Raw genomic sequence first — 20,905 nt, 5'->3', positions numbered from 1 at the left:
GGGTTCAGCGCCCGTCGCCCCTCACTGAAGAACCGGCAGAAGCGCACATCGCCCGCCACGACGGAACCGGCACGAACGCACATCGCCCGCCACGACGGAACCGGTCGTGGCGGGCGATGATGACTGCGCTGTCGTCGACGACGGCTACAGCCACCTCGGCGCCGGCGTGATCTCTCCCGTCGATGACGTCACTCCGGTGTCACCGCGGCCCGATGCCCAGCGGACGAGGTCCGGCAGTTCCCCGCTGACGATCGCCGGGTCCTCGGACTCGAGGTCGCCGAGGCGGTCTGCCCACCCGTCGACCGCGACAACGAGGCCCGCATCGGTGCCGCGAGCCCGCCAGGTGCCCGTGATGTCGCGCAGAAGGCGGGCGAGCACGGGTTCGGGGACGTCGGAGAAGCGGGCGCCGTTGGCGAGGTCGATGGCATGGAGCCAGACCTCCCGGGTGCGCATCCACACGGTCTCCCGGGCCGGGACCTCCCGTCCCTGCGCGGTGCGCACCGTCGCCTCCCACGCCGCGTCCGGGCTGTCTCGCCATTCGACATCGAGGCTGATGGCGGCGTGGTCGTTGAGGTGGCGCAGTGCGCGCACGGGCAGGGTCGCCCCGAAGTCGATCTCGGCATCGCGGGCCGCGGGCGAGTCGTACATCGGGGTCTCGACGCCCGTGTTCGCCCACTGGACGAGGCGGATCAGCGCCCGCGCGTTGTACCCGACGTGGGCGATGAGGTGGCGCCGCGCCCAGCCGGGCAGGAGGCTCGGCTCGTCGAAGTCGGCGTCGGAGAGCTCGGTGACCTTCCGGGCGAAGAACGCCGTGCCGCGGCGGACGGTGAGCAGCTCGTCCCGGAGTTCGGGGTCAGTCGTGAGATCGTGTCTGGCGACCATGGGTCCTCAGCCTGCGTCGGCCGTGCTGCCTGCGGTGGCGAGGCGGGATTCGCCGGCGGCGCCCGGGGCGTCCGCGTCGACGATCCGGTTGGCGATCTGCCCGATCCCGTCGATCGACACGGTCACCTCGTCGCCGACGGAAAGGTAGACCTGCGGGTCACGGGCCCGCCCGACTCCGCCGGGAGTGCCGGTGAGGATGATGTCGCCGGGTTCGAGCGTGATCATCGTCGAGATGTAGGAGACGAGGTGAGCCGGGGAGAACACGAGGTCGCCGATCGCGTGCTCCTGCATGACCTCGCCGTTGACGGTGGTCGTGAGCACCGCCTCGGCGGGGTCGAAGTCGTCAGCGGTGGTCAGCACCGGCCCGAGAGGGGTCGAGTCCTCCCACATCTTGCCCTGCAGCCATTCCTTCGTCCGGAACTGCCAGCCGCGCATCGAGATGTCGTTGGCGATCGTGTAGCCGGCGATCGCCGCGGCCGCCTCGGTCTCGTCGACCCGGCGGACCTGCTTGCCCATGACGACGACGAGCTCGCCCTCCCAGTCGAGCTCGGGGTCCTCCGGGGCGAACGGCACATCGGCGTAGGGCCCGGTCAGCGTCTCGGCGAACTTCGCGAACAGCGTCGGGTATGCGGGCAGGTCGCGTCCCATCTCGAGGATGTGGCTGCGGTAGTTGAGCCCCACGCAGATGATCTTGCCCGGGCGCGTGATGAGCTGGAGCACCTCGGCGTCGGCACCGGGCACGGTCGCTGCGGGGTTCGCGAGCGCCTCGGCGACGGTGGCCTCCCAGTTCTCGGTGGCGAGCAGATCGCCGACGTCGGTGAAGCCGTCGATGACGAGGTAGTCATCGCCGCTGAGCACGGCGGCGGCAGAGGCGGGGTCGGTTCCGCGGGCGGTGGATCCGGTGGCGATGGTGGCAAGTCTCACTGGTGTTCTCCTTCGACGTGGGTGCGAGCGAAATTCAGGGTTTCGATGATGGGGCGGTCGTTGAACGCGAAGAGGTCGAGGCCGGTGTCGGCCTCAACGCTCACGGCCGACCACGAGGGAAGGACGACGAGGTCGCCCTTCTCCACCGCGAACGTCCGATCGTCGACGAGGATGCGTCCCCGTCCTTCGAAGACCTGGACGACTTCGGAGCCGACGCGCCTGGTCACCGGGGTCCTCGTGCCTTCGCGGAGGCGGTGGAATTCGGCGCGGATCGTCGGCATGACGTCCCCGCCGGTCGTCGGGTTGACGTAGCGGATCGCCGCATGGCCCTGGCCGACGGTCGCGGGAAAGCCCTCGTCCTCGAGTCGCAGCTGTTCGGTGAGCGCGCGATCCGTGTGCTCCCAGCGGTAGGCGCCGATCGGCGAGCTCACGGTGTTCGCCAGTCCCGAGAGCGGCCGCAGTCCCGGATGGCCCCACAGCCGCTCGGACCGGGAGATGTCCGGGGTCGATTCGTCGGTGACCCGGTCGATGCCGAACTCGAAGAACGACGTGTCGGCGTAGTGGACGAAGGGAATGTCGAGACCGTCGATCCACGCCATCGGCTGATCGGTCTCGTTGTGGTGGCCGTGGAAGTTCCAGCCCGGGGTGAGCAGGAAGTCACCGCGCGACATCCGCACGGGATCGCCGTTGACAACCGTCCACACGCCCTCCCCTTCGACGACGAAGCGGAACGCGTTCTGCGAGTGCCGGTGCTCAGGGGCGACCTCATGCCCGCCGAGGTATTGGATCGCCGCCCACAGCGTCGGCGTGGCGAACGGTGCCCCGCCGAGGCCGGGGTTGGCCAGCGCGATCGCGCGGCGCTCCCCTCCGCGGCCGACGGGCACGAGGTCGCCGGCGCGTTCGGCCAGCGGCAGCAGCGTCTTCCACTGCCAGAGGTGCGGCACCGCCGCCGAGGCGGGGGTCGGCGGCATGAGCTCGTCGAGCTGCGTCCACAGCGGGATCATGTTCTCCGCGGCCATCGTCTGGTACATCGCGTCGAGTTCCGCGGCTTCCTCCGCGGTGGGATCGGGGTTCGTCATCGTCGGTGCAGGGCGCGTCATCGGGACCTCCTCGGCCACAGTGCTGATTCTGCGCCGAGGCTATCGAGCGTCAGGGGCCGGAGGGGAGCAAATTCCGCTGGACGGAATCTGCCGGGAGCGCCGAGGCGGTGGCGGGGGCGGGTTGAGGTCTCCAGTGCACCAATGGGGATGCCTTCGCGGTACACCCGCAAGAAGCATGTCTCCCAGTACCCCTGCCGAAGTCGCGGACGCAGAGTGTCGATTTCGGACTCGATGATCGACACTCTGCGTCCGGAGAACGGCGGCGCGGAGCACTGGACGCGTCGGTTCGGCGCGTAGGTGTCGGTTCACCGCGTATGTGTCGCCCCACTGCGTCAGTGCGCGGGGCGGCCGGGCGTGCGGCGCCGTGCTGGGCCGGTTGCACACTGGTCGCGGCGGAGCTGAGGTCGTTCTGGACAGATTCTGCGCGGGCATGCCTGACCATTTCGTCCTGGGGTTGATGAGGCTTTCCTGGAACTCATGCGGCGACGGAGAGATGGGAGGGCGATCAGTGCACTTGCGCGCGAGGGATGCGGATGCGATCGCGGATTTCGATCGCGCGACGGACGCCGGTCTCCCCCGCCTGGGGGATGTGGGTCCATCGGCGTCATTCCTAGACTCGAAGAGACACCAGGGCCGAAGGAACTGCCGGACAGAGCGATACGGGCTCGGCGGAGCTGCGGCTCTCGAGGAACGAGTGGAAGGAACTCCCGATGAGCAAGAAGGGTCACACTGATCAGAGGTCGACAGCCGTCTGGTATTTCGTCGGCGCGACCTTCCTGTTCGTGCTGCCGAACCAGCTGTTCACCGATTCCGACGGGTGGGTTCGCACGGTCTTCATCGTCTTCGGAATCGTCGCGATGACAGCCGGGTTCGCACAGATGCGACGCGAGTTCGCTGGTCGCCGGCGAGCCGCTCGGAGCGGCGACGGCGCATCCCGCCCTGCCGCTTAGTCCGGGGTCGACCCCTCATTCTGTCCGGCGCGGAATGCGCTCGCGACCTCCGAGTGGAGTCCCGTGCGCTCGAACACGACGGCGAGACCGCTTGCATGGGTCAGTCGTTGTCTGCTGCGCTCCCCGGCTCCGGAGTGTCGATCTCCGCCGCGATGCGGGCAAGATCGGCGCAGGCGCGGCGCACGAGGTCGATCGAGGACTCCGAGATCAGCTGCTTCGTCCGCACCGCGGGCGCGCTGAGCGCCACCGCGCTCTGCGGCGGCAGACCCCCGGCACGGGGCACGGCGATCCCGAGGGCGCTGATGTCGGCCTCGGTCTGGCGGAGGTTGAGGGCATAGCCGACGCGGCGCACGTCCGTCATCTCCGCGAGCAGCTTGACGAGATCATGGGCGGCGAGCCGTTCGGCCGGGGTCCGTCCCCCGGCGTAGAGCGAGCGGATCGACGCATCGTCGAGGGCGGCGAGCAGAGCCTTGCCGCCCGAGTCAGCCGTGCCGGAAGCACGGTCCCGGTCCGCTCCCCCACGCGCAGACGCTGCCGGGATTCGACCGTCGTGAGGAACTCGACGCTCACCCCGCGGCGACGCAGCAGCGAGACGGTCTCCCCGGTGTCAGCACTCAGCTGCGCGAGGACGTCGAGGACGGGACCGGGCACGGATTGGGTGCCCTGCGAATCGGCGACGCCGAGCGCCGGTCCGCCCGGTACTGGCGGGCGGCGCCGCGGGTGACGAACCCGCGGTAGAGCAGGGTCGAGAGCAGCCGGTGCGCACTCGAGGGCGCGACCCCGAGGTAGTCGGCGACATCGGCGACCCGCACGCCCTCCTGCGGATGACGGCGCAGCAGATCGATGAGCAGCAGAGCGTTGTCGACGGATTCGATGGCATGGTCAGGGCGTTTGACAATGCTGAAGTGCTGCGGCATAGCCTAACCGTAACCGACTCACAGATTCCGCAGAGCAGAATTGTCTCGTGATCGGATTCACACGCTCCTTACGGTGTCACCCATGACCGAGACCACGCTCAAGGCCCCGGTGCGCAGTGAAGCGCACCGCTGGGCAGCTGTCATCATCTGCTGGCTTCTCATCGTCATGGACGGGTACGACCTCATCGTCTACGGCGCCGTGCAGAACTCACTCATCGAAACCACCGATTGGGGGCTGACGCCGGGATCGGCCGGCACCCTCGGATCGCTGGCGTTCCTCGGCATGATGATCGGCGCCGTCGTCGCCGGTCGTCTCGCCGATGCCCTGGGCAGGCGACAGACGATCCTCGTGTGCGTCATCGTCTTCGCCGTCGCGACCGTGCTGTGCGCCGTCGCCCCGAACCCCGGCGTCTTCGGGGCGCTGCGCCTCATCGCCGGGCTCGGGCTCGGCGGACTCGTGCCGTCGGCCAATGCGCTCACCGCTGAGCTCGTCCCGCCGCGCTGGCGCGGCTCGATGGCGACCCTCATGATGTCGGGAGTGCCGATCGGCGGTGCCATCGCGGCACTGACCGGACTCGCTCTCATCCCGGCCTTCGGGTGGCGGTCGATGTTCTGGATCACCATCGTGTCCTTCGTCCTGCTCGCCGTCGCCTGGAAGGTGCTGCCGGAGACCTCGACCGTGCGCACGCCGGTGGCGGACCGGGGATCTGCCGGCCGGGGGAAGGCCGGGTTCAGCACCCTGCTCGGTCCGCATTGGCTGACCTTCTCCATCCTCTTCGCCCTCACCACCCTCTTCACGCTCTTCGCGTGGTACGGCCTCGGCACGCAGCTGCCGAAGATCATGCGCGATTCCGGGGCCGACCTCGGTCCGGCCCTCGCCTTCACCCTCGCCCTCAACCTAGGTGCCGTCGTCGGATCCGTGCTCACCGCGTGGGCTGGGGACCGGTTCGGCATCCTGCCGACGGCGACCGTCGCCGCGGGTGTCGCGGGAGTCGCGCTCGTCTCCCTGATGAGCGGAACGACGGCGACGGCGGCGATCTACATCGCGCTCGTCCTCGCCGGCATCGGCACCCACGGCACCCAGTCGCTCATCATCGGGGCGATCGCGTCACACTACCCAGAGAATCTGCGCGGCACGGCCCTGGGCTGGGCGCTCGGCGTCGGTCGCATCGGTGCGGTGCTCGCCCCGCAGGTCTCGGGCATCCTCCTCGGGATGCAGGGGGTCGCACCGTCGATGAACTTCCTCCTCTTCGGCGGGTCGGCCCTGGCCTCGGCACTCGTCCTCGGCCTGCTCACGGTGCTCAGCCGCCGGCAGCGGAACCGGGCCCCCGAGGAGGATGCGCCGGCTACGGCCGCCGCGCAGTAACTCGCCGGCCGCAGGTCGAGGCCCAGGCCCGATTACTGGGGCGCCTCACCTCGGCGGCGAGAACCCTGACGCCACCTCGACCCGTCCTATGCCGGGACGAGGTGGCGGTCGGCGTCGACCTCGGCGAGCGTCTTGTTCCCCATGCTGCGGGCCAGCAGCAGCGCCGGGACACCGGCGACGATGACGACGACCGTCGCGTAGATCGCCGGGGCCAGCGTGATGCCGGTCGAGCTCATCAGCGCGGTCGCGATGAGCGGGGAGAGCCCGCCGAAGAGCACGGTGGCGACGTTGTAGCCGATCGCCATGCCGGAGAAGCGGCTGGTTCCGGTGAACTGCTCGGGGATCATCGCCGCGGCCACCGCGCTCCAGCCGGCGGCGGGAATCGCGAGGAACGCCGCGCCGCCGATCGCGATGGCCGCCGAGTCGTTGCTCAGCAGCACATAGGCGGGAATCGTCGTGAAGACGAAGACGACCATGAGCCCGGCCAGCGCGATCTTGCGTCCGAACCTGTCGGAGGCGACGCCGAAGAACGGGGTGACGACGATCGCGACGACCGCGGCGACGGTGCCGAGCGCCAGCGATCCCGAGTTCGGCACCTGCGCCACCTCTTCGATGTAGGTGGGGACGTAGGTGATGTTGAGGAAGTAGCTCACCGAGCCGATCGAGGAGATGAGGAACGCGACGAGGATCGCGCGCGGCTGTTCGACGAGCGCGGTGATGAGCGGTGACCGCTGGAGGGCGACGTCCTTCTTCTCCGCCTGCTGGAGGCGCTTGAAGGTGTCCGTCTCGACCATCATCCGGCGCAGCGGCACCATGAGTGCGGCGAGCACCGCGCCGAGGACGAAGAGCACACGCCAGCCCCACGTCTCCATCGCCTCGGTGGACAGGGTGTTGGCCAGCAGCGCCCCGGATCCGACGGCCAGCAGCGCACCGACCTCGCTGTTCGCCGCCGCCCAGGACGCGGCGACGCCGCGCTTGCCGGGCTTGGCCGATTCCATGAGGAAGACCATGATGCCGGTGTACTCGGCGCCGACGGAGAAGCCGGAGAGGCAGCGGAAGAAGACGAGGCCCACGCCCGCCCAGATGCCGATCGTGTTGTAGTCGGGTATGACGGCGATGCCGAGCATCGAGACGGCCATGAGGACGGCGGAGACGACGAGTGCCTGCTTCCGCCCGACGCGGTCGCCGAGGTGGCCGAAGACCATCGCGCCGAGGGGTCGGAAGAGGAAGCCGGCGGCGCCGACGCCGAGGGTGAGCAGCAGCGAATCGGCCTGCCCGCCGAAGAACTCCGTCGTCAGCGTCGTCGCGACGTAGAAGAAGATCGAGAAGTCGTACCATTCGACGACGGTGCCGAAGGCGGCGACGAGCATCGACCGTCGGCGTCCGCGCTCCTTCTCGGGAGTGCCGGACTCCTGTCCGGTGCCGGGGCGTGACTCAGATTCGAACTCGGACATCGCTGATTCCGTTCGCTCATGGGAAAGGTGCACTCAGGGTGGTTGCTCGCCGGCAAGTTTCCCTTACAGGTGATCCGCGCTTGAGACTATCAGCTGACCCGGACACAGGGGAGGCTTCCGGACATATTTTCACCGTCGTCAATGGTCAGCGGCCCAGCACCGAGGCGGTCATGCAGATCCGAGAGCGCCTGCAGCACAGTCGCCGAACAGTCCGGCGGTGCCCCTGCCGAGCGAGCGCGCGGTCGTCGCGGTGCCCGCCGACTCACCGGATCGCGTCGACGGCGGCGGCTGCGGCGCGGGCGATGAGACGGTCGTCCGCCTCGGCGTCCTTCTCATCCTTCGACGACAGGACGGAGATGACGATCGGCCCGCCGTCGCCCGGCCAGACGATGCCGAGGTCATTCCGGGACCCGTAGGACCCGGTGCCGGATTTGTCTCCGACGGTCCAGTCCTCGGGCAGGTCGGCGCGGATGAGGGTGTCCCCGGTCTGGGTCGCCTTCATCCAGTCGGTCAGGGTCGTCGCCTCGTCGTCGCTGAGCACTCCCCCGAAGACGTATTCGCGGAGATTGTCCGCCGAGGCGCGTGGGGTCGTCGTGTCGCGCGGATCCCCGGGCTTCGCTTCGTTGAGCCCGGGTTCGGTGCGGGAGACCGTGGTCCCGGTGTCGCCGAGGTCGTCGAGGCGGGAATCCAAGGATGCCGGTCCCCCGAGCTCGGCGAAGATGAGGTTCGCCGCGCCGTTGTCGCTCTGCGTCATCGCGGCCTCGCAGAGCTCGGCGAGCGTCATCGTGCCCCCGACTTTCGTCTCGGTCACCGGCGAATGGCTGACGATGTCGTCGCGTGAGATCGCCACGTCCTTCGACAGGCCGTCCGTCCCCACCTCGTCGAGCAGCGCCGCCGAGGCCATCGCCTTGATCGTCGACGCGTACGCGAACCTCTCATCGCCGCGCCAGGCGACCTCCCGGCCCGTGTCGAGGTCGACGGCGTAGACGCCGACCCGGGCATCGAAGTCGTCTTCGAGCTGCGTGAAGGAGGAGTCCGCAGCGTCGGCTGGGGCCGCAGCGGTCCGGTCACCCGATTCCGTGGGCACCCCAGTCGAGGTGGACGCAGCGGGATCGGCTCCGTCCGCGGCACTGTCCGTCCCGCTCTCCTGGCAGCCGGCGGCGAGGATGAGGCCGCTCGTGCAGGCCAGCGCGGCCGAAGCGCGCAGCATCCGGGTTCGCAGTGTCAGTGACATCATCTTCTCTCTCCTCAACAGTGGACGACTTCTCAGTGGACGACTTCCGCTCATGTCCGCACCTCGGCCGAGCACCCTCCCGTGGTCTCAGAACCCGCCGGCGAGGGTGCCGATGCCGAAGACGATGCCGGCGAGCACGACGGGGACCGCGGCGATGATGAGCGGCACCACCCGGCCCCACCGGTATCCCGCCCACGCCCACAGTCCGATGTCGATGACGAGGAGGCCGGAGACGCCGAGGTAGGACAGCGTGGCCACCCAGTCCGTCTGCGGCTGACCCGAGCAGCGGATGAAGCAGCCGGAGTACGCGATGAGCCCGAGGAAGGCGAACATCGCGATGGGGAACGCGAAGGCGACGAGCGCAGTGACACCGAACCCGACAGCGCCGCCGATCGACCGCGGATTCATGTCCCTCCCAACCCTGCCTCGTCATCCCGTTTCGCCGGATCGTCCGACTTCGCAGCATCGTCCGGCTTTCCAGCATCGCCCGGCTGGCCGACATCATCTCGTGCCGAGGAGTCCTCCCCCGACCGGTCCGAACCTCCGCTGGAGGCGCCGCCGCTGGAGGCGCCCGCCCCGGCGGGCCGCGGGAAGCCGCCGGTCTCCGCGCGCGGTCCCGCGTAGCGCATGAACTCCCGCCACGTCGGACCCGAGACGGTCTCCCCGTAGACGATCCTCGGCATCGACCCGCGCGAGTTCCGCCGCCAGTCCCGCATGCCCTCGGGGTCCCCCGTCCACACCGCCGTCGACAGGCCGCGGGTGAACCCGACGAGCCAGCTCGCGCCGACCTCGAAGTTCGTCGTCCCCGTCTTCGCCGCCGCCGGTGCGCCGATGCGCAGCCTGGTCGTCGTCCCGCCCTCGAAGGTCTGACTGAGCGCATACGCGACGGTGTCGGCGATCGTCGGGTCGATCACCTCGGCGCACCCCTCGTTCCCACCGGAACCGCGGATCTCCGTGCCTGCGGAGTCGGTGACGGTGACGATCGCCTGCGGTGCGCACTTCGTCCCGTGGTTGGCGAACGCCGTGTACGCCGAGGCCATCGTCAGCGGCGAGACGGAGACCGTCCCGAGGATCGAGGACGGATAGAGGACCTGTTCGGTGCCGTCGGCGAGCGTCGCCGTCGACAGTTCCTCGCCCGTGCCCAGTCGCACGCCGAGGCTGGTCGCCGTATCGCGGATGTCGCACATGTTCAGCTGCGAGGCCATGTCCGCGTAGGCCTTGTTCACCGACCTCTTCGTCGCCTCGAGCACGGTCATCCCGCCGTTCGCACCGCCGGAGTCCCCGGCATTGCGCGGGTTGTAGCCGGCCGCAGCGTAGTTGCGGCCGTCGCACCCCTGCGTCGAGAACCCCGTGTAGTTGGTCCCCGAGCCGTTGACGGTGTCGCCGAGGCTGCGACCCTCGGCCAGCCACGCGGCGAGCACGAACGGCTTCCACGTCGACCCCGGTTGGAAGCCGGTGCCGCCGCCGAAGGGACTGTCGACGGCGTAGTTGACCGAGGTGCGTCCGCGCCCGTCCTCCTCGCCGAGGCTGTACTCCGTGTTCTGGGTCATCGCCCGGATCTCTCCGGTGGCGACATCGACGCTGACCAGAGCCTGTGCCGCCCCGGACCGATCGCCGACGGGCACGCGAGCGCGCACAGCCTCGACGGCCTTCTTCTGCAGGGCCGAATCGATGGAGGTGCGGATCGTCAGACCGCCTCGGCGCAGGGTCTCCTTCCGCTCGTCGGCGGTGGCCCCGAAGCGCTCATCGCTCAGCACTGCGCTTTCGACGTAGGTGCAGAAGTAGGCGAGATCCCCGGCAGAGGCGCAGCCGTTGGGGGTGATGTTCGTCTTGAGTTCGAGGCCGGACGCCGCAGCTTCCTTCTGATCGGCGGGGGTGATGAATCCGTATTCGGCCATCTTCTCGAGCACGAGGTTGCGGCGCTCGATGACCGCTTCGGGGTTCTTCTGCGGGTTGTACTCGTAGGGGTTGCGCACGATCCCGGCCAGGGTCGCAGCCTGGGCGATAGTGAGGTCGGCGGCGTCGACGCCCCAGTACTGGCGGGCGGCGGCCTGGACGCCGTAGACGTTGGGCGATCCCGAGTAGCTGGCGATGTTGAGATAGCGACCGAGGATCTCGTCCTTCGAGTACGTGTTCTCCACGGTGATCGCGAGCCGCATCTCCCGCAGCTTGCGCGCCATGCCGCTCGTCCCGGAGCGGTCCCTGGCCCGGTCGATGCCCTGCTCGTCGCCGTCGGCCTCGCTGGCATTGATGAGGACGTTCTTCACGTACTGCTGGGTGAGCGTCGATCCGCCGTGGAGGGACCCGGTGAGGAGGTTCTTCGCGACGGCGCGGGCCACGCCTTCGACGTCGACGGGGCCGTGCTCGTAGAAGCGGCGGTCCTCGATCGCGAGCGTCGCATCCCGCATCGGCTGCGAGATCTCCTCCAGCGGCACCTCGTCCCGGTTCTGCCACGAGAAGGTCGCGATCGTCGTCCCGTCGGCCGTCAGCAGCGTCGAGGGCTGGGCGAGGGGCCGGTCGTCGAGTTCGGCGGGCAGGGAGTCGAAGAGATCCCTTCCCGCATCGAGGGCGGCGACCGAGGACCCGGCCGCGGGGATGGCGAGCCCCGCGGCGACGATGCCGGCGCACACGGACAGGGCGAGGAACTTCAGCAGATGTCTCATGAGTTGAGCTCCGTGAAGAAGCGGTCGGCGACGGGCACAGCCGCCTCGGCGCCGAATCCGCCGTCCTCGACGAGCACGGCGACCGCCACGTCGTCTTGGAACCCGGCGAACCACGAATGGGTGCGCGGGGGCACGTCGGTGCCGTACTCCGCGGTGCCGGTCTTGCCGTACACGGGGCCGCCGGGGACGTCGGCGAGCGCCGAGGCGGTGCCGCCGGTCACGGTCTGACGCATCATCGCCTTCACCTCGGCGAGCGCCTTCTGATCGGGGGCGGGGACATCGCCGTCCCTGCGGTCGGGCAGGACGAGGAGGGGTTGGACGGTGCTGCCGGCGGCGACGCTCGCGGCCATCGTCGCCACCGCCAGCGGGGTGGCGAGCACCTTGCCCTGCCCGATCATCGCCGCCGCATGCTCGACGGTGTCGTCGACCTCGGGAACCGAGGCCATGTACGAGTCGGTGCCGATGTCGACCTCGCCCATTCCCAGCGCCAGTGCCGTCTCGCTCAGCGCCGCCGGGGTGACGTCGGGCGCGGAGTCGACGAAGGCGGTGTTGCACGACTGGGCGAAGCTCTCGGTGAAGTCGACGTCGCCGAGGACGTGGTCTTCGGCGTTCTTGAAGCGCTTGCCCTCGACCGTCGTCGTCTTCGGGCAGCTGAGCGTCGCGTCGGGGGCGATGCCGGTGCCGACCATCGCCGAGGCGGAGACGACCTTGAAGACCGACCCCGGCGGGTACTGTCCGGTCAGTGCCCGGTCCCAGGCCGCGCCCTGCGGATCGGCGTTGGCGACCGCGAGCACGGTGCCGTCGCTCGGGCGCATCGCGACGATCGCGGTGGGCTTCGTCCCTGTCTTCGCGGCCTCGTCAGCGGCCGTCTGCACGGCGACGTCGATCGTCGTCTCGACGTCCGCGCCGTCGGTGCCGGCGACCTCATGCACCGGCGCCGCGGCGGTCCCGCCTCTGCGTCGACGCCTGGCCCGGGCCCGGCCGTGTGAGAACCGTGAGGCCGGGGGTGGGCCGCAGCGTCCGGTCGTAGAGGAGCTGGATGCCGCTCGTGCCGACGTAGGACTCGGGCGTCAGCGCTTCGGGTTCGGCGGCGACCTCATCAGGGCCGGCCAGGGCGGTGCTGCCGAGGGTCGCCGCCGCGAAGTCCTTCGTCCGCGACAGCGGCTGCAGGCGGGTCCGGAACACCGTGCCCGGCAGGTCGAAGATCGCGCCCTTGACGAGTTCGTAGTCGTCCCGGCGCAGGGTGATGACGGGGACGAAGGCGTCAGGGTCGGCGGCCTTGACGCGGTCGGCGAGCTCACCGGGATCGACGTCGAGGGACCTCTTGAGCTGGTCGAACGTCGCTGTCTCATCGTCGAGTCTGCTCGGCTGGAGCCCGACATCGACGACCTCCCCGTCGGAGACGAGGACCTCGTCGCCCTGCCCGAGGATGCGACCCCGGGTCCCCGGTGTCCTCGTCACTGCGAGGACCTGGCCTGCCTGCAGGTCGGGGTGGACGACGCTCTCGGCGAAGTCGGCAGCCCAGGTCGCACCGCTGCGGCGCAGCGGCACCTCGGTGGTGTACGACCAGGGACCGTCGGAGCTCCCGGTCGGCACGGCCCACTCCCAGCGCAGCGTCGCCGTCGCCGAGCTCACCCCGCCGTCGACGGAGTCCACGGTGACACGACGGGTGGGCACCGCCTCGGCGAGATCAGCGACGACCGCATCGAAGCTCTGCTGCGCATCCGCGGTCGACCAGACCGGGGACTCGAGGCTGCCGGAGGTGAGATCGGCGGCGATCTCCTCGGCCGCGCTCGAGGGGAGGACGGGCAGGGTGCGCAGCGCGAGCAGGCCGATGCCGATGAGGACGAGCACGACGGCGGCGCCGATGATCCGACGAGAACGGGTCTTCATGGTGCTATCGTCGGCAGGAGCATCTTCGCATGTCCAATATCACATGGAGTTCGAACTATGCACTTTCTGATATACGTCCAGGTGGAATCGGGTCGATGAACCTCCTCAAGAGCCTCGAAATGTTCCGCGCCGTCGCCGAACATGAGAGCTTCACGCGGGCCGCCGACGAGCTCTCGCTCGCGCAGCCGCCGATCTCCCGCGGTGTCGCCGAGCTCGAGAAGCACCTCGGCGTCCGCCTCTTCGATCGCAGTTCACGGCGGATCCGGCTCACCGCCGCCGGCCGCGCGGTGCTGCCCGACGTCCTCGAGATCCTCCGCCGCATCGACGGGCTCGCCGAGACCGCCGGCCGTCGCGATCGGGGGCTCGTCATCGGGGTGAGCGGGCAGCTCGACCCCGCCGTCCTCATCGCCGCCACCCGCGAGCTGCGCCTTGCCGGCGCTCCCCCGCGCTTCACGCCGGCGGAGGCCGCGGACCTCGATGACCTCATCGGCGCCGGGGAGATCGACGCGGGCCTCGACGTGCGCGGACTCGGGGCACCGGCGACGACGTCACGGCGGCGTCAGGTCAGCGACCTCGTCGTCGACCTCGTCGCCGCCTCGCCGAGGTTCGCCCCGCACTCCGAACCCTCGAGCATCAGCGCCGCGGACCTGCGGGGCATGCCGCCGGGCATGGGCTTCGGCCGGCATGCAGAGCGGGAGTCGGTGACCCTCCTGCCCGAGGACGCCGGGCTCCTCCACGACTCCGGGCTGCTCACCCCGCTCGTCGCCCGCGGCATCCACCTCGGGCAGCTGCGGGTCGCCGACTCCGAGTTCGACGCGGTCACCCACGTCTTCGCCCATGAGTCGGTGCTCCTGTGCACGCCGCAGACGGCCCGCACCCACAGCCTTCCCCACCGGAGTCTCCGGGATGTCGAACTCGCCCGCCGCGTCGAGGTCGTCGGGTCGGAGAGCTGCGATCTCGCCGGACTCATGGAGACCGCCCCGGCGCTCAGAGCGGCGATCGCGGAGATCCTCGGGGCCCGTCCCCACCGTACGCACGCGGTGGTCCCCGACGGGGACGGCCGCTACGCCGATGAGAGGCTGTTCCGACCGTGAGCGCGACGACCGTCATCGACGAGATCAACGGAGTGTGGACCGGCCTCGGTGCGCAGGGCTTCCTCTTTGCGGAGCACCTCGGCACGCACCGGTCGCTGGGCATCCGGGAATCGGCGCGGATTCCGCTCGCCTCGGTGGGCAAGGTCGCCGTCATCGCCGGTCTCCTCGACGCGGCCGCCGACGGCGCCGTCGACCTCACGCAGCGCCTCCTCGTCGATCCGGCGCACTCGACCCCGGGCGGGACGGGGATCGCGGGACTCCTCGACCCCGTCGAGATGAGCGTCCGCGATCTCGCCGCGATGGCCCTGTCGGTGAGCGACAACGCCGCCGCGGACACGCTCTTCGACCTCGTCGGACCCGACCGGATCATGACCGTGCTCCACCGCGGCGGGATCCGGTCGTTCGAAGTGACCTCACCGATGTCCCACCTCTACGACGTCCTCGCCGAGGTGGCCGCCGGCGATGAGGCGCAGGCCCTGGCCGTCGCGGCCGCCGACGCCCGCTCCGGGCGGGTTCCGCAGCTGCCCGATTCGGCATTCAACACCGGCACCGTGCGCGCCACCGCGAAGCTCTTCGAACTCATCCACACCGGGCGGCTGCTCGGACCCGAGGGGTCGGCGACGCTGCGGCGCCTGCTGCAGAAGCAGATCTTCCGCCATCGCATCGCCGCCGGCTTCCCGATGGATGCCGTCCAGTACTACGGGAAGACGGGCACGTTCCTCAACTTCCGGCACGAGGCCGGGGTCGTCGTCGACAGCGACGGCTCCGCCTACAGCATCGCCGTGTTCACCCGGTCATCGATCGCGACGTTCTCCCAACCGGAGCTCGATGCGTCGATCGGCTACTGCGCGCGGCTCGCGATCGAGCACCTGCGCACCCTGGGGTGAGCCCGCCGCCCAGACGCACGGGCCGCGGACGTCCCGGTTCACTCCTGTTCGACGACGGTGTATTCGAGGACGGGGCGCCCGGCGGAGCCGTAGCGGGGACGGCGCTCGAGCATGCCCGCATCGGCCATCGCCTCGAGGTAGCGACGCGCGGTGACCCGGGAGACGCCGAGGCTCGTGGCCACCTCGGCGGCGGACTGCCCCGGCTTGTCCGTGAGCACTCCCCTGACCTCCCCCTGCACCCCGTCGGGAACCCCCTTCGGGGTCGCGGTCACGGTGTGCGTGCGCAGGGCCGCGATCGCGGTGTCGACCTCGTTCTGCGTCACCTCGCCGTCGGGACAGTCCGCGCCGAGGCGGAAGCGATACGAGGAGTACGCGTCGAGCTTCGACTTGAAGACGGGGAACGTGAAGGGCTTGATGATGTACTGCGCGACCCCGTAGGACAGCGCCTCCTGGACGATCTGCATGTCGCGGGCGGCGGTGACCGCGATGATGTCGACGTCGACGCGCTGCCCGCGGATCGCCCGGCAGACCTGGAGGCCGTGACCGTCGGGGAGGTTCATGTCGAGGAGGACGAGATCGATGCCGTCGGGGTCGAGGCCGAGGATCTTGCCGGTCAGCGCCGCCATCGCCTGCGTCGCGTTCTTCGCGACCCCGGCGACGTGGTAGCCGTCGATGCGCTCGATGTACTTCGCGTGAGCGCGGGCCGCCACGGCCTCGTCCTCGACGACGAGCACACCGATGCTCGAATCAGGCTGAGAACTCTCTGACATGCCGCCAGTCTAGACCGCTGTCCGACGGGCGCTGCGGGGAATGTGTTCCAGGCTCGGCACATCCGCGACGACGGCCGTCGTCGCCCGACGGCGCCGGTCGGCAAGCCTCCCTGTGGCCCGCTCCGGCGCTACTGTTCGGTAGTCCGAGTCCGCTGTGCGGCGGCCATGTCGTCGGGCAGCCAGACGGTGAGCACGGCCCCGCTGAACTCGTCTCCGTCCTCGCCGCGGCCCTGGACGTCGATGGCCCCGCCGAGGCGGCGGACGGCCTGGACGACGAGCGAGAGTCCGACTCCCCTGGTGCCCGTCTGCTGGCGGCCGCGCCCGCTGTCGGTCGTCACCCCGTCGTGCTTCGTCGACCAGCCCCGCTCGAAGATCGCGTCGAGGTCCTCCTCGGCGATGCCGGGTCCGTCGTCGCTGACCTCGATCGTGAACCCGCTCGCACCGCCCGCGCCGCTGAGGTGGACGTGGACGCGCTTGTTCTCCGGCAGCACGTCCTGCCTGCTCAGGGCGTCGAAGGCATTGTCGATGAGGTTGCCGAGGATCGTCGCGAGGTCCCGGTCATCCCCGCCGAGGCTGCCGGTGAGTCCGACCGTGTCGACCGTCATGTCGATGCCAACCTCGCCGGCCTGGGCGATCTTCGAGAGCAGGAGCGCCGAGAGGACGGGATGGTCGAAGCTCATCTGCCCGTCGCCGGTGACCCGGCTGAGGTCGTCGAGGTCCTTCGCGGCGAAGTCGATCGCCTCGTCGACATGACCGGTCTCGAGGAGGGAGATGACCATGTGCAGGCGGTTCGCGTACTCGTGGGTCTGCGCGCGCAGCGAATCGGAGAACGAGCGCACCGAGACGAGCTCACCGGTGAGCTGGCGAGCTCGGTGTGATCGCGCATCGTCACGACCCACGTGTCGCTGCCCTCATCGGTCGGCTGCTGGTTGACGATGAGCACCCGATCGTCGGTGTAGTGGAACTCGTTGCGGGCCCAGCGGCCCGACGCCAGGAGGTCGATGAGCGCCTCGGGCAGCTCGAGGTCCGACAGCGGGATGCCGCCCTCGGGTGTCGTCGATTCGACGGCGTCGGGAGTGGTCGTGGTGGACTTCGAGCTCGCCGAGGCGGTGGTGGGTGTGGCGCTCGCCGAGGCGGTCGCGGAGGCCCCAGTCACCTCGGTGTCCGCAGTCACCTCGGTGTCCCGCTTCGCCCGGGAATCCGCAGGGGTTCCGTCGGTCGCGGTAGTTCCTGTTCCCAAGGTCGTTGCGGAGTCCGCGGTCGTTCCGGTCTGCCCACGAGTCTCGTCGGATCCCACGCCTGCCGCGTCACCGGGACCCGCGCCCGCATCCTCGGCGGACCCCGTACCATCCGCCGCCGACCCCGCACCCTGCCGCTTCGTGCCGACGCTCGGGAGGCCGAGGAGTTGGCGCGCCTCGGCGTTGATGAGGACGATCCCGAGCGACCGGTCGATGAGCAGCAGACCCTCGGAGACCGCTTTGAGCACGGAGGAGTAGAACTCGATGATGCCCCGCAGCTCGTTGGCGCCGTAGTCGCCGGTGACTCGGCGCAGACCGCGCGAGGTCACCCACGAGGCGCCGATGCCGAGCAGCAGAGTCGCGATCGCGATGCCGATGAGCCATTTGCTCTGGGCGAGGAAGCCGGCCCGGACGGCGTCGGCGGAGTTGCCGACGATGACGGCGCCGACGACGGTGTTCGGTCCCACCTCGTCGATGCCCAGATGCTTCGCGAAGACCGGGGTGACGACGTACATCGTGCCGCCGCCCTCCCCGCCGTCGTCGAGGAACCGGACGACGGAGCGCCCGCTGAGGATGCGGGTGGGGCCGATCGACGCGGCGAGCTGGTCGATCGAGTCATCGGGGATGTCACCCGAGGATGCGGTGACGATGTTGCGCTCCATCGCGACCCGGCGATCGGCGGACCCGAGCGAGGGCGGGGTGCGCAGGTAGTCGATCGGCACGACCGCTGCGGTGTCGAACTGATACTCGTTGACGACGTTGTTGAGCATCGAGCGCACGTCGGCGCGGGAGGACGGCGCGAGGAGGTCATCGCTGACGTCGGTGTCACCGGCGTCGACGATGCCGAGGGACAGCGAGATGCTGTCCGCGGCCGAGCGGAGGAGATCCTGCTGGCGGGCGGTGTTGATCTGCGAGAGCTGGAGGTAGAGCAGGCTCGTCGTCAGGACCATGATGCCGACGAGCATGACCGAGTTCGCGAACATGATCCGCCCGGCAACCCCGTAGCGCACCCGACGGCTGAGCCGCACGACGGGACGCACGAGCGCACGCGTGAGCGTCGGACGCGTCGTCTCGTCGGCCGGGGTCGTCATGGCCCCATTGTGTCACCCGGCCGTGCCGGGATCGTGTCACCCGGGCTGTCCGGCCCGGGCTGTCCGGCCCGGTCGGAACCGTCAGAGGGCGAGGCTGATCGGACCGGCGGGGACGGCCGAGCACACGAGCACCTCGTCGGCGGCGACCTGGGCTGCCGGTTCGATCGGGTAGGCGACGGCACCGGCGGCGAGCCGCACCGAGCAGGTGCCGCACGATCCGCCGCGGCACGAACTCGCCGCCTGCATGCCGCGCGCCTCGAGTGCCTCGAGGAGAGTGCCCTGGGTCGGCTCCCAGAGGAAGCTCGTCCCCGAATCGGCGAGGGTCACCTCGGCGGGAGGCCATTCGGCGATCGCCTCGGTCATCCCGGACCGCGGGGACGCGAAGGTCTCCTGGTGGACGCCGGGCACCCCGGCCTCATCGGCCGCGGCGAGGACGGCGCGCGTGAAGTCCGCGGGCCCGCACACCATGACGTTGTCGCAGCCGGTCAGCAGCGCGACGAGCTCGGCGTGGTCGGGGCGGCCGGCCACCGCAGTGTCCCGATGCTGCGCCTCGACGGGGAGACCGGTGCCGTGGGCGCGGTCGAGGAGCCGATTCCACAGGCACGCCGTGCGCTGGTCCCGGTCGACGTGGAGGAGCCTGAGCCGCTCGGCTGCGGGCACAGCGCTGCCGCCGACGGAGGCGCCGGCCCCGACGGCAACGCCCTCAGTCCCGTCGGCAGGTGCTTCAGCCCCGCTGCCGGGTATGCCGGCCCCGACGGCCACCGGCTGACGGGCCGCTTCGCGCAGCAGTCCGAGGCTCGGGGTGATCCCGATGCCTGCGGTGATGAGCGCCGTCGTGCCGCCGAAGACGCGATCTGCCGTCATCGTTCCATGCGGTCCTGACGCGAGCACCCGTTCCCCGGCCGGCAGGCTCGCAACGGCCCGGGACCCCTTGCCCTGCGTGCGCACGGCGATCGAGACGATGTCGTCGGTGACGTCGGTGATCGTATATGTCCGCCAGAACGGCGCCCCGAGTTCGAGGTGGACGCGCAGATTGGTCCCCGGCTCGTCGAACTCCCGGATCCAGCCGAGTTCGTCGCGCAGGGAGATCTCCACGGTGTCGTGGCAGATCTGCCGGGAGTCGAGCACCGTCATGAAGCGCGGGGTCCGCGCCGTGGGCACGTGCTCCCGGGGCGCCTCGCCCTCGACGACGATCTCATCGCCGGCGGTGATCACCCCGGACTCGAGGATCCGCCCATAGACCCCGCAGTGGACGTGGCCGCACGCGGAGGCCAGCAGGCGCGGAACGTTGACGTCGACCTCGGTGGTCACCGGGTTGACGGTCGTCGCCGGGCAGCGCTCGATGGCCTGGCTGATCGCCAGCCGCACCCCGCCGAGGCGGATGATCCGGCCGATGAGACCGAACTCGGCGAACGGCGCGAGCCCGTCGAGGAGGACGTTGCCGCGGAAGCGCAGCGGGTCGAGGTCGTCGCCGGCGCCGAGTGCCGCCCGCCCCTCGTCGGTGGCGCCGATGGCCGCGACCGTGGCGGGGTTGATGAGCGAGATGCCGGACTCACGGGAGTCGAACATGCCCTGTCCGGCGACGACGAGACTGCGCGGAAAACTGCCCTGTGGGGGTATGCGGGCGCCGAGGAACTCCGCCGCGGTGGCCCGGCTCTCGAAATCGTCGGCGCGGAAGGTCGTCGCCTCCCCGTCCGGCGCGGTCAGCGTGAGCGCGGGAACCGCCTCGGCGGGGGCACTGGCCACCTGCCATCTCTGCAGGTCAGGGTCGTTCTTCAGGACCGTGAAGGCGGAGTATCGCTGCCACTGGTCGGCGGGGACGTCGAGGCTTCCGTTCGTGAAGGCGGCGACCCGGTCGCCGAGGATGCCGCGGTTCGCATCGACGACCGTCTCGGCGATCTCCTCTGCCGGGAACCCCTTGACGGGGAAGCGGAACAGTCTGACAGCACGCATGCCTCGATTCTAGGAGCACCGGGGCGACGCGGGCGGGGTGATGAGACGAATCGCACAGGGACCGCCTCGGCGGGGGTTGCGCTATACCCTACGGGGGTATAAAGTCAGGTCATGACTGAGCAACATGGATACACCCCGCAGAAAGACGCTCTGGAACGCCGGATGAAGCGGATCGAAGGACAGGTCCGCGGGATCGCGAAGATGATCGATGAGGACAAGTACTGCATCGACATCCTCACCCAGGTCTCGGCAGCCACAGCCGCACTGCACGCGGTCTCCATCAACCTCCTCGAAGAGCATATCGCTCACTGCGTCGTCGACGCCTCCGCCGCCGGCGAGGACGAAGCGCGCAAGAAGATCGAGGAGGCTTCAGCCGCCATCGCCCGACTCATCAAGAGCTGAGCGCCCCTCCAGGGCTCCGTCCCCCTTCCTCTCGGGACGGTCATCCCGCCGAGGCTGCGCTGACCTGATGAGGCACGGCGTCGATCG

The 20,905-nt window shown here is 69.9% G+C and carries 20 protein-coding genes; 5 read left to right on the top strand and 15 right to left on the bottom strand.

Annotated elements, in window-relative coordinates:
• Positions 1 to 144: 144 nt before the first annotated feature.
• From AC2W7K_RS01165 to AC2W7K_RS01155, 3 genes are read right to left on the bottom strand one after another with little or no spacing between them, the layout of a single operon-like run.
• Positions 145 to 882 carry a maleylpyruvate isomerase family mycothiol-dependent enzyme gene (locus AC2W7K_RS01165; protein WP_344250344.1) on the bottom strand — a complete coding sequence of 246 codons (738 nt, stop codon included), beginning with the start codon at positions 880 to 882 and terminating at the stop codon, positions 145 to 147.
• A gap of 6 nt (positions 883 to 888) precedes the next feature.
• Positions 889 to 1,806, bottom strand: a complete 918-nt coding sequence (locus tag AC2W7K_RS01160) for a fumarylacetoacetate hydrolase family protein (protein ID WP_344250342.1) — start codon at positions 1,804 to 1,806, stop codon at positions 889 to 891.
• Positions 1,803 to 2,906, bottom strand: a complete 1,104-nt coding sequence (locus AC2W7K_RS01155) for a cupin domain-containing protein (RefSeq protein ID WP_344250340.1) — start codon at positions 2,904 to 2,906, stop codon at positions 1,803 to 1,805. The genes AC2W7K_RS01160 and AC2W7K_RS01155 overlap by 4 nt, the downstream gene beginning before the upstream one ends.
• 710 nt (positions 2,907 to 3,616) lie before the next feature.
• Here AC2W7K_RS01155 and AC2W7K_RS01150 point away from each other — a divergent pair.
• The gene (locus tag AC2W7K_RS01150) at positions 3,617 to 3,856 is read left to right on the top strand and encodes a hypothetical protein (RefSeq protein WP_344250338.1); all 240 of its coding nucleotides are present in this window, start codon (positions 3,617 to 3,619) and stop codon (positions 3,854 to 3,856) included.
• A 100-nt stretch (positions 3,857 to 3,956) separates the two neighbouring features.
• On the opposite strand, the gene AC2W7K_RS01145 is transcribed toward AC2W7K_RS01150, so the two are convergent.
• The gene (locus AC2W7K_RS01145; RefSeq protein ID WP_486005678.1) at positions 3,957 to 4,322 is read right to left on the bottom strand and encodes an IclR family transcriptional regulator; all 366 of its coding nucleotides are present in this window, start codon (positions 4,320 to 4,322) and stop codon (positions 3,957 to 3,959) included.
• Between the two features lie 148 nt (positions 4,323 to 4,470).
• A complete protein-coding gene (locus AC2W7K_RS01140; RefSeq protein ID WP_486005673.1) occupies positions 4,471 to 4,773 on the bottom strand; it encodes a helix-turn-helix domain-containing protein in 303 nt (100 codons plus the stop codon).
• 82 nt (positions 4,774 to 4,855) lie between these two features.
• Here AC2W7K_RS01140 and AC2W7K_RS01135 point away from each other — a divergent pair, with 82 nt between their 5' ends.
• The gene (locus AC2W7K_RS01135) at positions 4,856 to 6,139 is read left to right on the top strand and encodes an MFS transporter (RefSeq protein WP_344250334.1); all 1,284 of its coding nucleotides are present in this window, start codon (positions 4,856 to 4,858) and stop codon (positions 6,137 to 6,139) included.
• 86 nt (positions 6,140 to 6,225) lie between these two features.
• Here the strand turns inward: AC2W7K_RS01135 and AC2W7K_RS01130 are convergent, their stop codons facing one another.
• The 6 genes from AC2W7K_RS01130 to AC2W7K_RS01105 form a co-directional block, all read right to left on the bottom strand.
• Positions 6,226 to 7,593: an MFS transporter gene (locus AC2W7K_RS01130; protein WP_486005672.1), complete on the bottom strand. Its 1,368-nt coding sequence runs from the start codon at positions 7,591 to 7,593 to the stop codon at positions 6,226 to 6,228.
• Between the two features lie 262 nt (positions 7,594 to 7,855).
• Positions 7,856 to 8,830 carry a class A beta-lactamase gene (bla, locus tag AC2W7K_RS01125; RefSeq protein ID WP_344250332.1) on the bottom strand — a complete coding sequence of 325 codons (975 nt, stop codon included), beginning with the start codon at positions 8,828 to 8,830 and terminating at the stop codon, positions 7,856 to 7,858.
• Positions 8,831 to 8,914: 84 nt separating this feature from the next.
• Positions 8,915 to 9,235, bottom strand: coding sequence for a hypothetical protein (locus AC2W7K_RS01120; protein ID WP_344250330.1), 321 nt, complete (start codon positions 9,233 to 9,235; stop codon positions 8,915 to 8,917).
• Positions 9,232 to 11,490, bottom strand: a complete 2,259-nt coding sequence (locus AC2W7K_RS01115) for a transglycosylase domain-containing protein (protein WP_344250328.1) — start codon at positions 11,488 to 11,490, stop codon at positions 9,232 to 9,234. Before AC2W7K_RS01115 ends, AC2W7K_RS01120 begins: the two co-directional genes overlap by 4 nt.
• A complete protein-coding gene (locus AC2W7K_RS01110) occupies positions 11,487 to 12,422 on the bottom strand; it encodes a penicillin-binding transpeptidase domain-containing protein (RefSeq protein ID WP_486005671.1) in 936 nt (311 codons plus the stop codon). The genes AC2W7K_RS01115 and AC2W7K_RS01110 overlap by 4 nt, the downstream gene beginning before the upstream one ends.
• Entirely contained in the window at positions 12,415 to 13,383 is a 969-nt protein-coding gene (locus AC2W7K_RS01105; protein WP_486005670.1) for a hypothetical protein, read from the bottom strand. The genes AC2W7K_RS01110 and AC2W7K_RS01105 overlap by 8 nt, the downstream gene beginning before the upstream one ends.
• Positions 13,384 to 13,478: 95 nt before the next feature.
• Here AC2W7K_RS01105 and AC2W7K_RS01100 point away from each other — a divergent pair, with 95 nt between their 5' ends.
• Together AC2W7K_RS01100 and AC2W7K_RS01095 are read left to right on the top strand one after the other, a co-directional pair.
• Complete coding sequence (locus AC2W7K_RS01100) at positions 13,479 to 14,477, top strand: LysR family transcriptional regulator (RefSeq protein WP_344250324.1); 999 nt, start codon at positions 13,479 to 13,481, stop codon at positions 14,475 to 14,477.
• The gene (locus AC2W7K_RS01095) at positions 14,474 to 15,364 is read left to right on the top strand and encodes a serine hydrolase (protein WP_198499965.1); all 891 of its coding nucleotides are present in this window, start codon (positions 14,474 to 14,476) and stop codon (positions 15,362 to 15,364) included. The genes AC2W7K_RS01100 and AC2W7K_RS01095 overlap by 4 nt, the downstream gene beginning before the upstream one ends.
• A 38-nt stretch (positions 15,365 to 15,402) precedes the next feature.
• Here AC2W7K_RS01095 and AC2W7K_RS01090 read toward each other — a convergent pair whose 3' ends face one another.
• From AC2W7K_RS01090 to AC2W7K_RS01075, 4 genes are all read right to left on the bottom strand, one after another.
• Positions 15,403 to 16,134, bottom strand: a complete 732-nt coding sequence (locus AC2W7K_RS01090) for a response regulator (protein ID WP_198499966.1) — start codon at positions 16,132 to 16,134, stop codon at positions 15,403 to 15,405.
• A 128-nt stretch (positions 16,135 to 16,262) separates the two neighbouring features.
• The gene (locus AC2W7K_RS01085; RefSeq protein WP_486005669.1) at positions 16,263 to 16,913 is read right to left on the bottom strand and encodes a sensor histidine kinase; all 651 of its coding nucleotides are present in this window, start codon (positions 16,911 to 16,913) and stop codon (positions 16,263 to 16,265) included.
• On the bottom strand, positions 16,811 to 18,463 hold the full coding sequence (locus AC2W7K_RS01080) for a hypothetical protein (protein ID WP_486005668.1): 1,653 nt from the start codon (positions 18,461 to 18,463) through the stop codon (positions 16,811 to 16,813). The genes AC2W7K_RS01085 and AC2W7K_RS01080 overlap by 103 nt, the downstream gene beginning before the upstream one ends.
• An 81-nt stretch (positions 18,464 to 18,544) precedes the next feature.
• A complete protein-coding gene (locus tag AC2W7K_RS01075; RefSeq protein WP_344250319.1) occupies positions 18,545 to 20,416 on the bottom strand; it encodes an MOSC domain-containing protein in 1,872 nt (623 codons plus the stop codon).
• A gap of 111 nt (positions 20,417 to 20,527) precedes the next feature.
• On the opposite strand from AC2W7K_RS01075, the gene AC2W7K_RS01070 reads away from it, so the two are divergent.
• A complete protein-coding gene (locus AC2W7K_RS01070; RefSeq protein WP_137824935.1) occupies positions 20,528 to 20,818 on the top strand; it encodes a metal-sensitive transcriptional regulator in 291 nt (96 codons plus the stop codon).
• Positions 20,819 to 20,905: the final 87 nt, after the last annotated feature.

It is taken from the genome of Brevibacterium sp. LAARM2_SD2 (genome assembly GCF_057364785.1).
The sequence above is the reverse complement of the archived record's forward strand: the minus strand, read 5'-3'. Positions and strand labels throughout refer to the sequence as shown.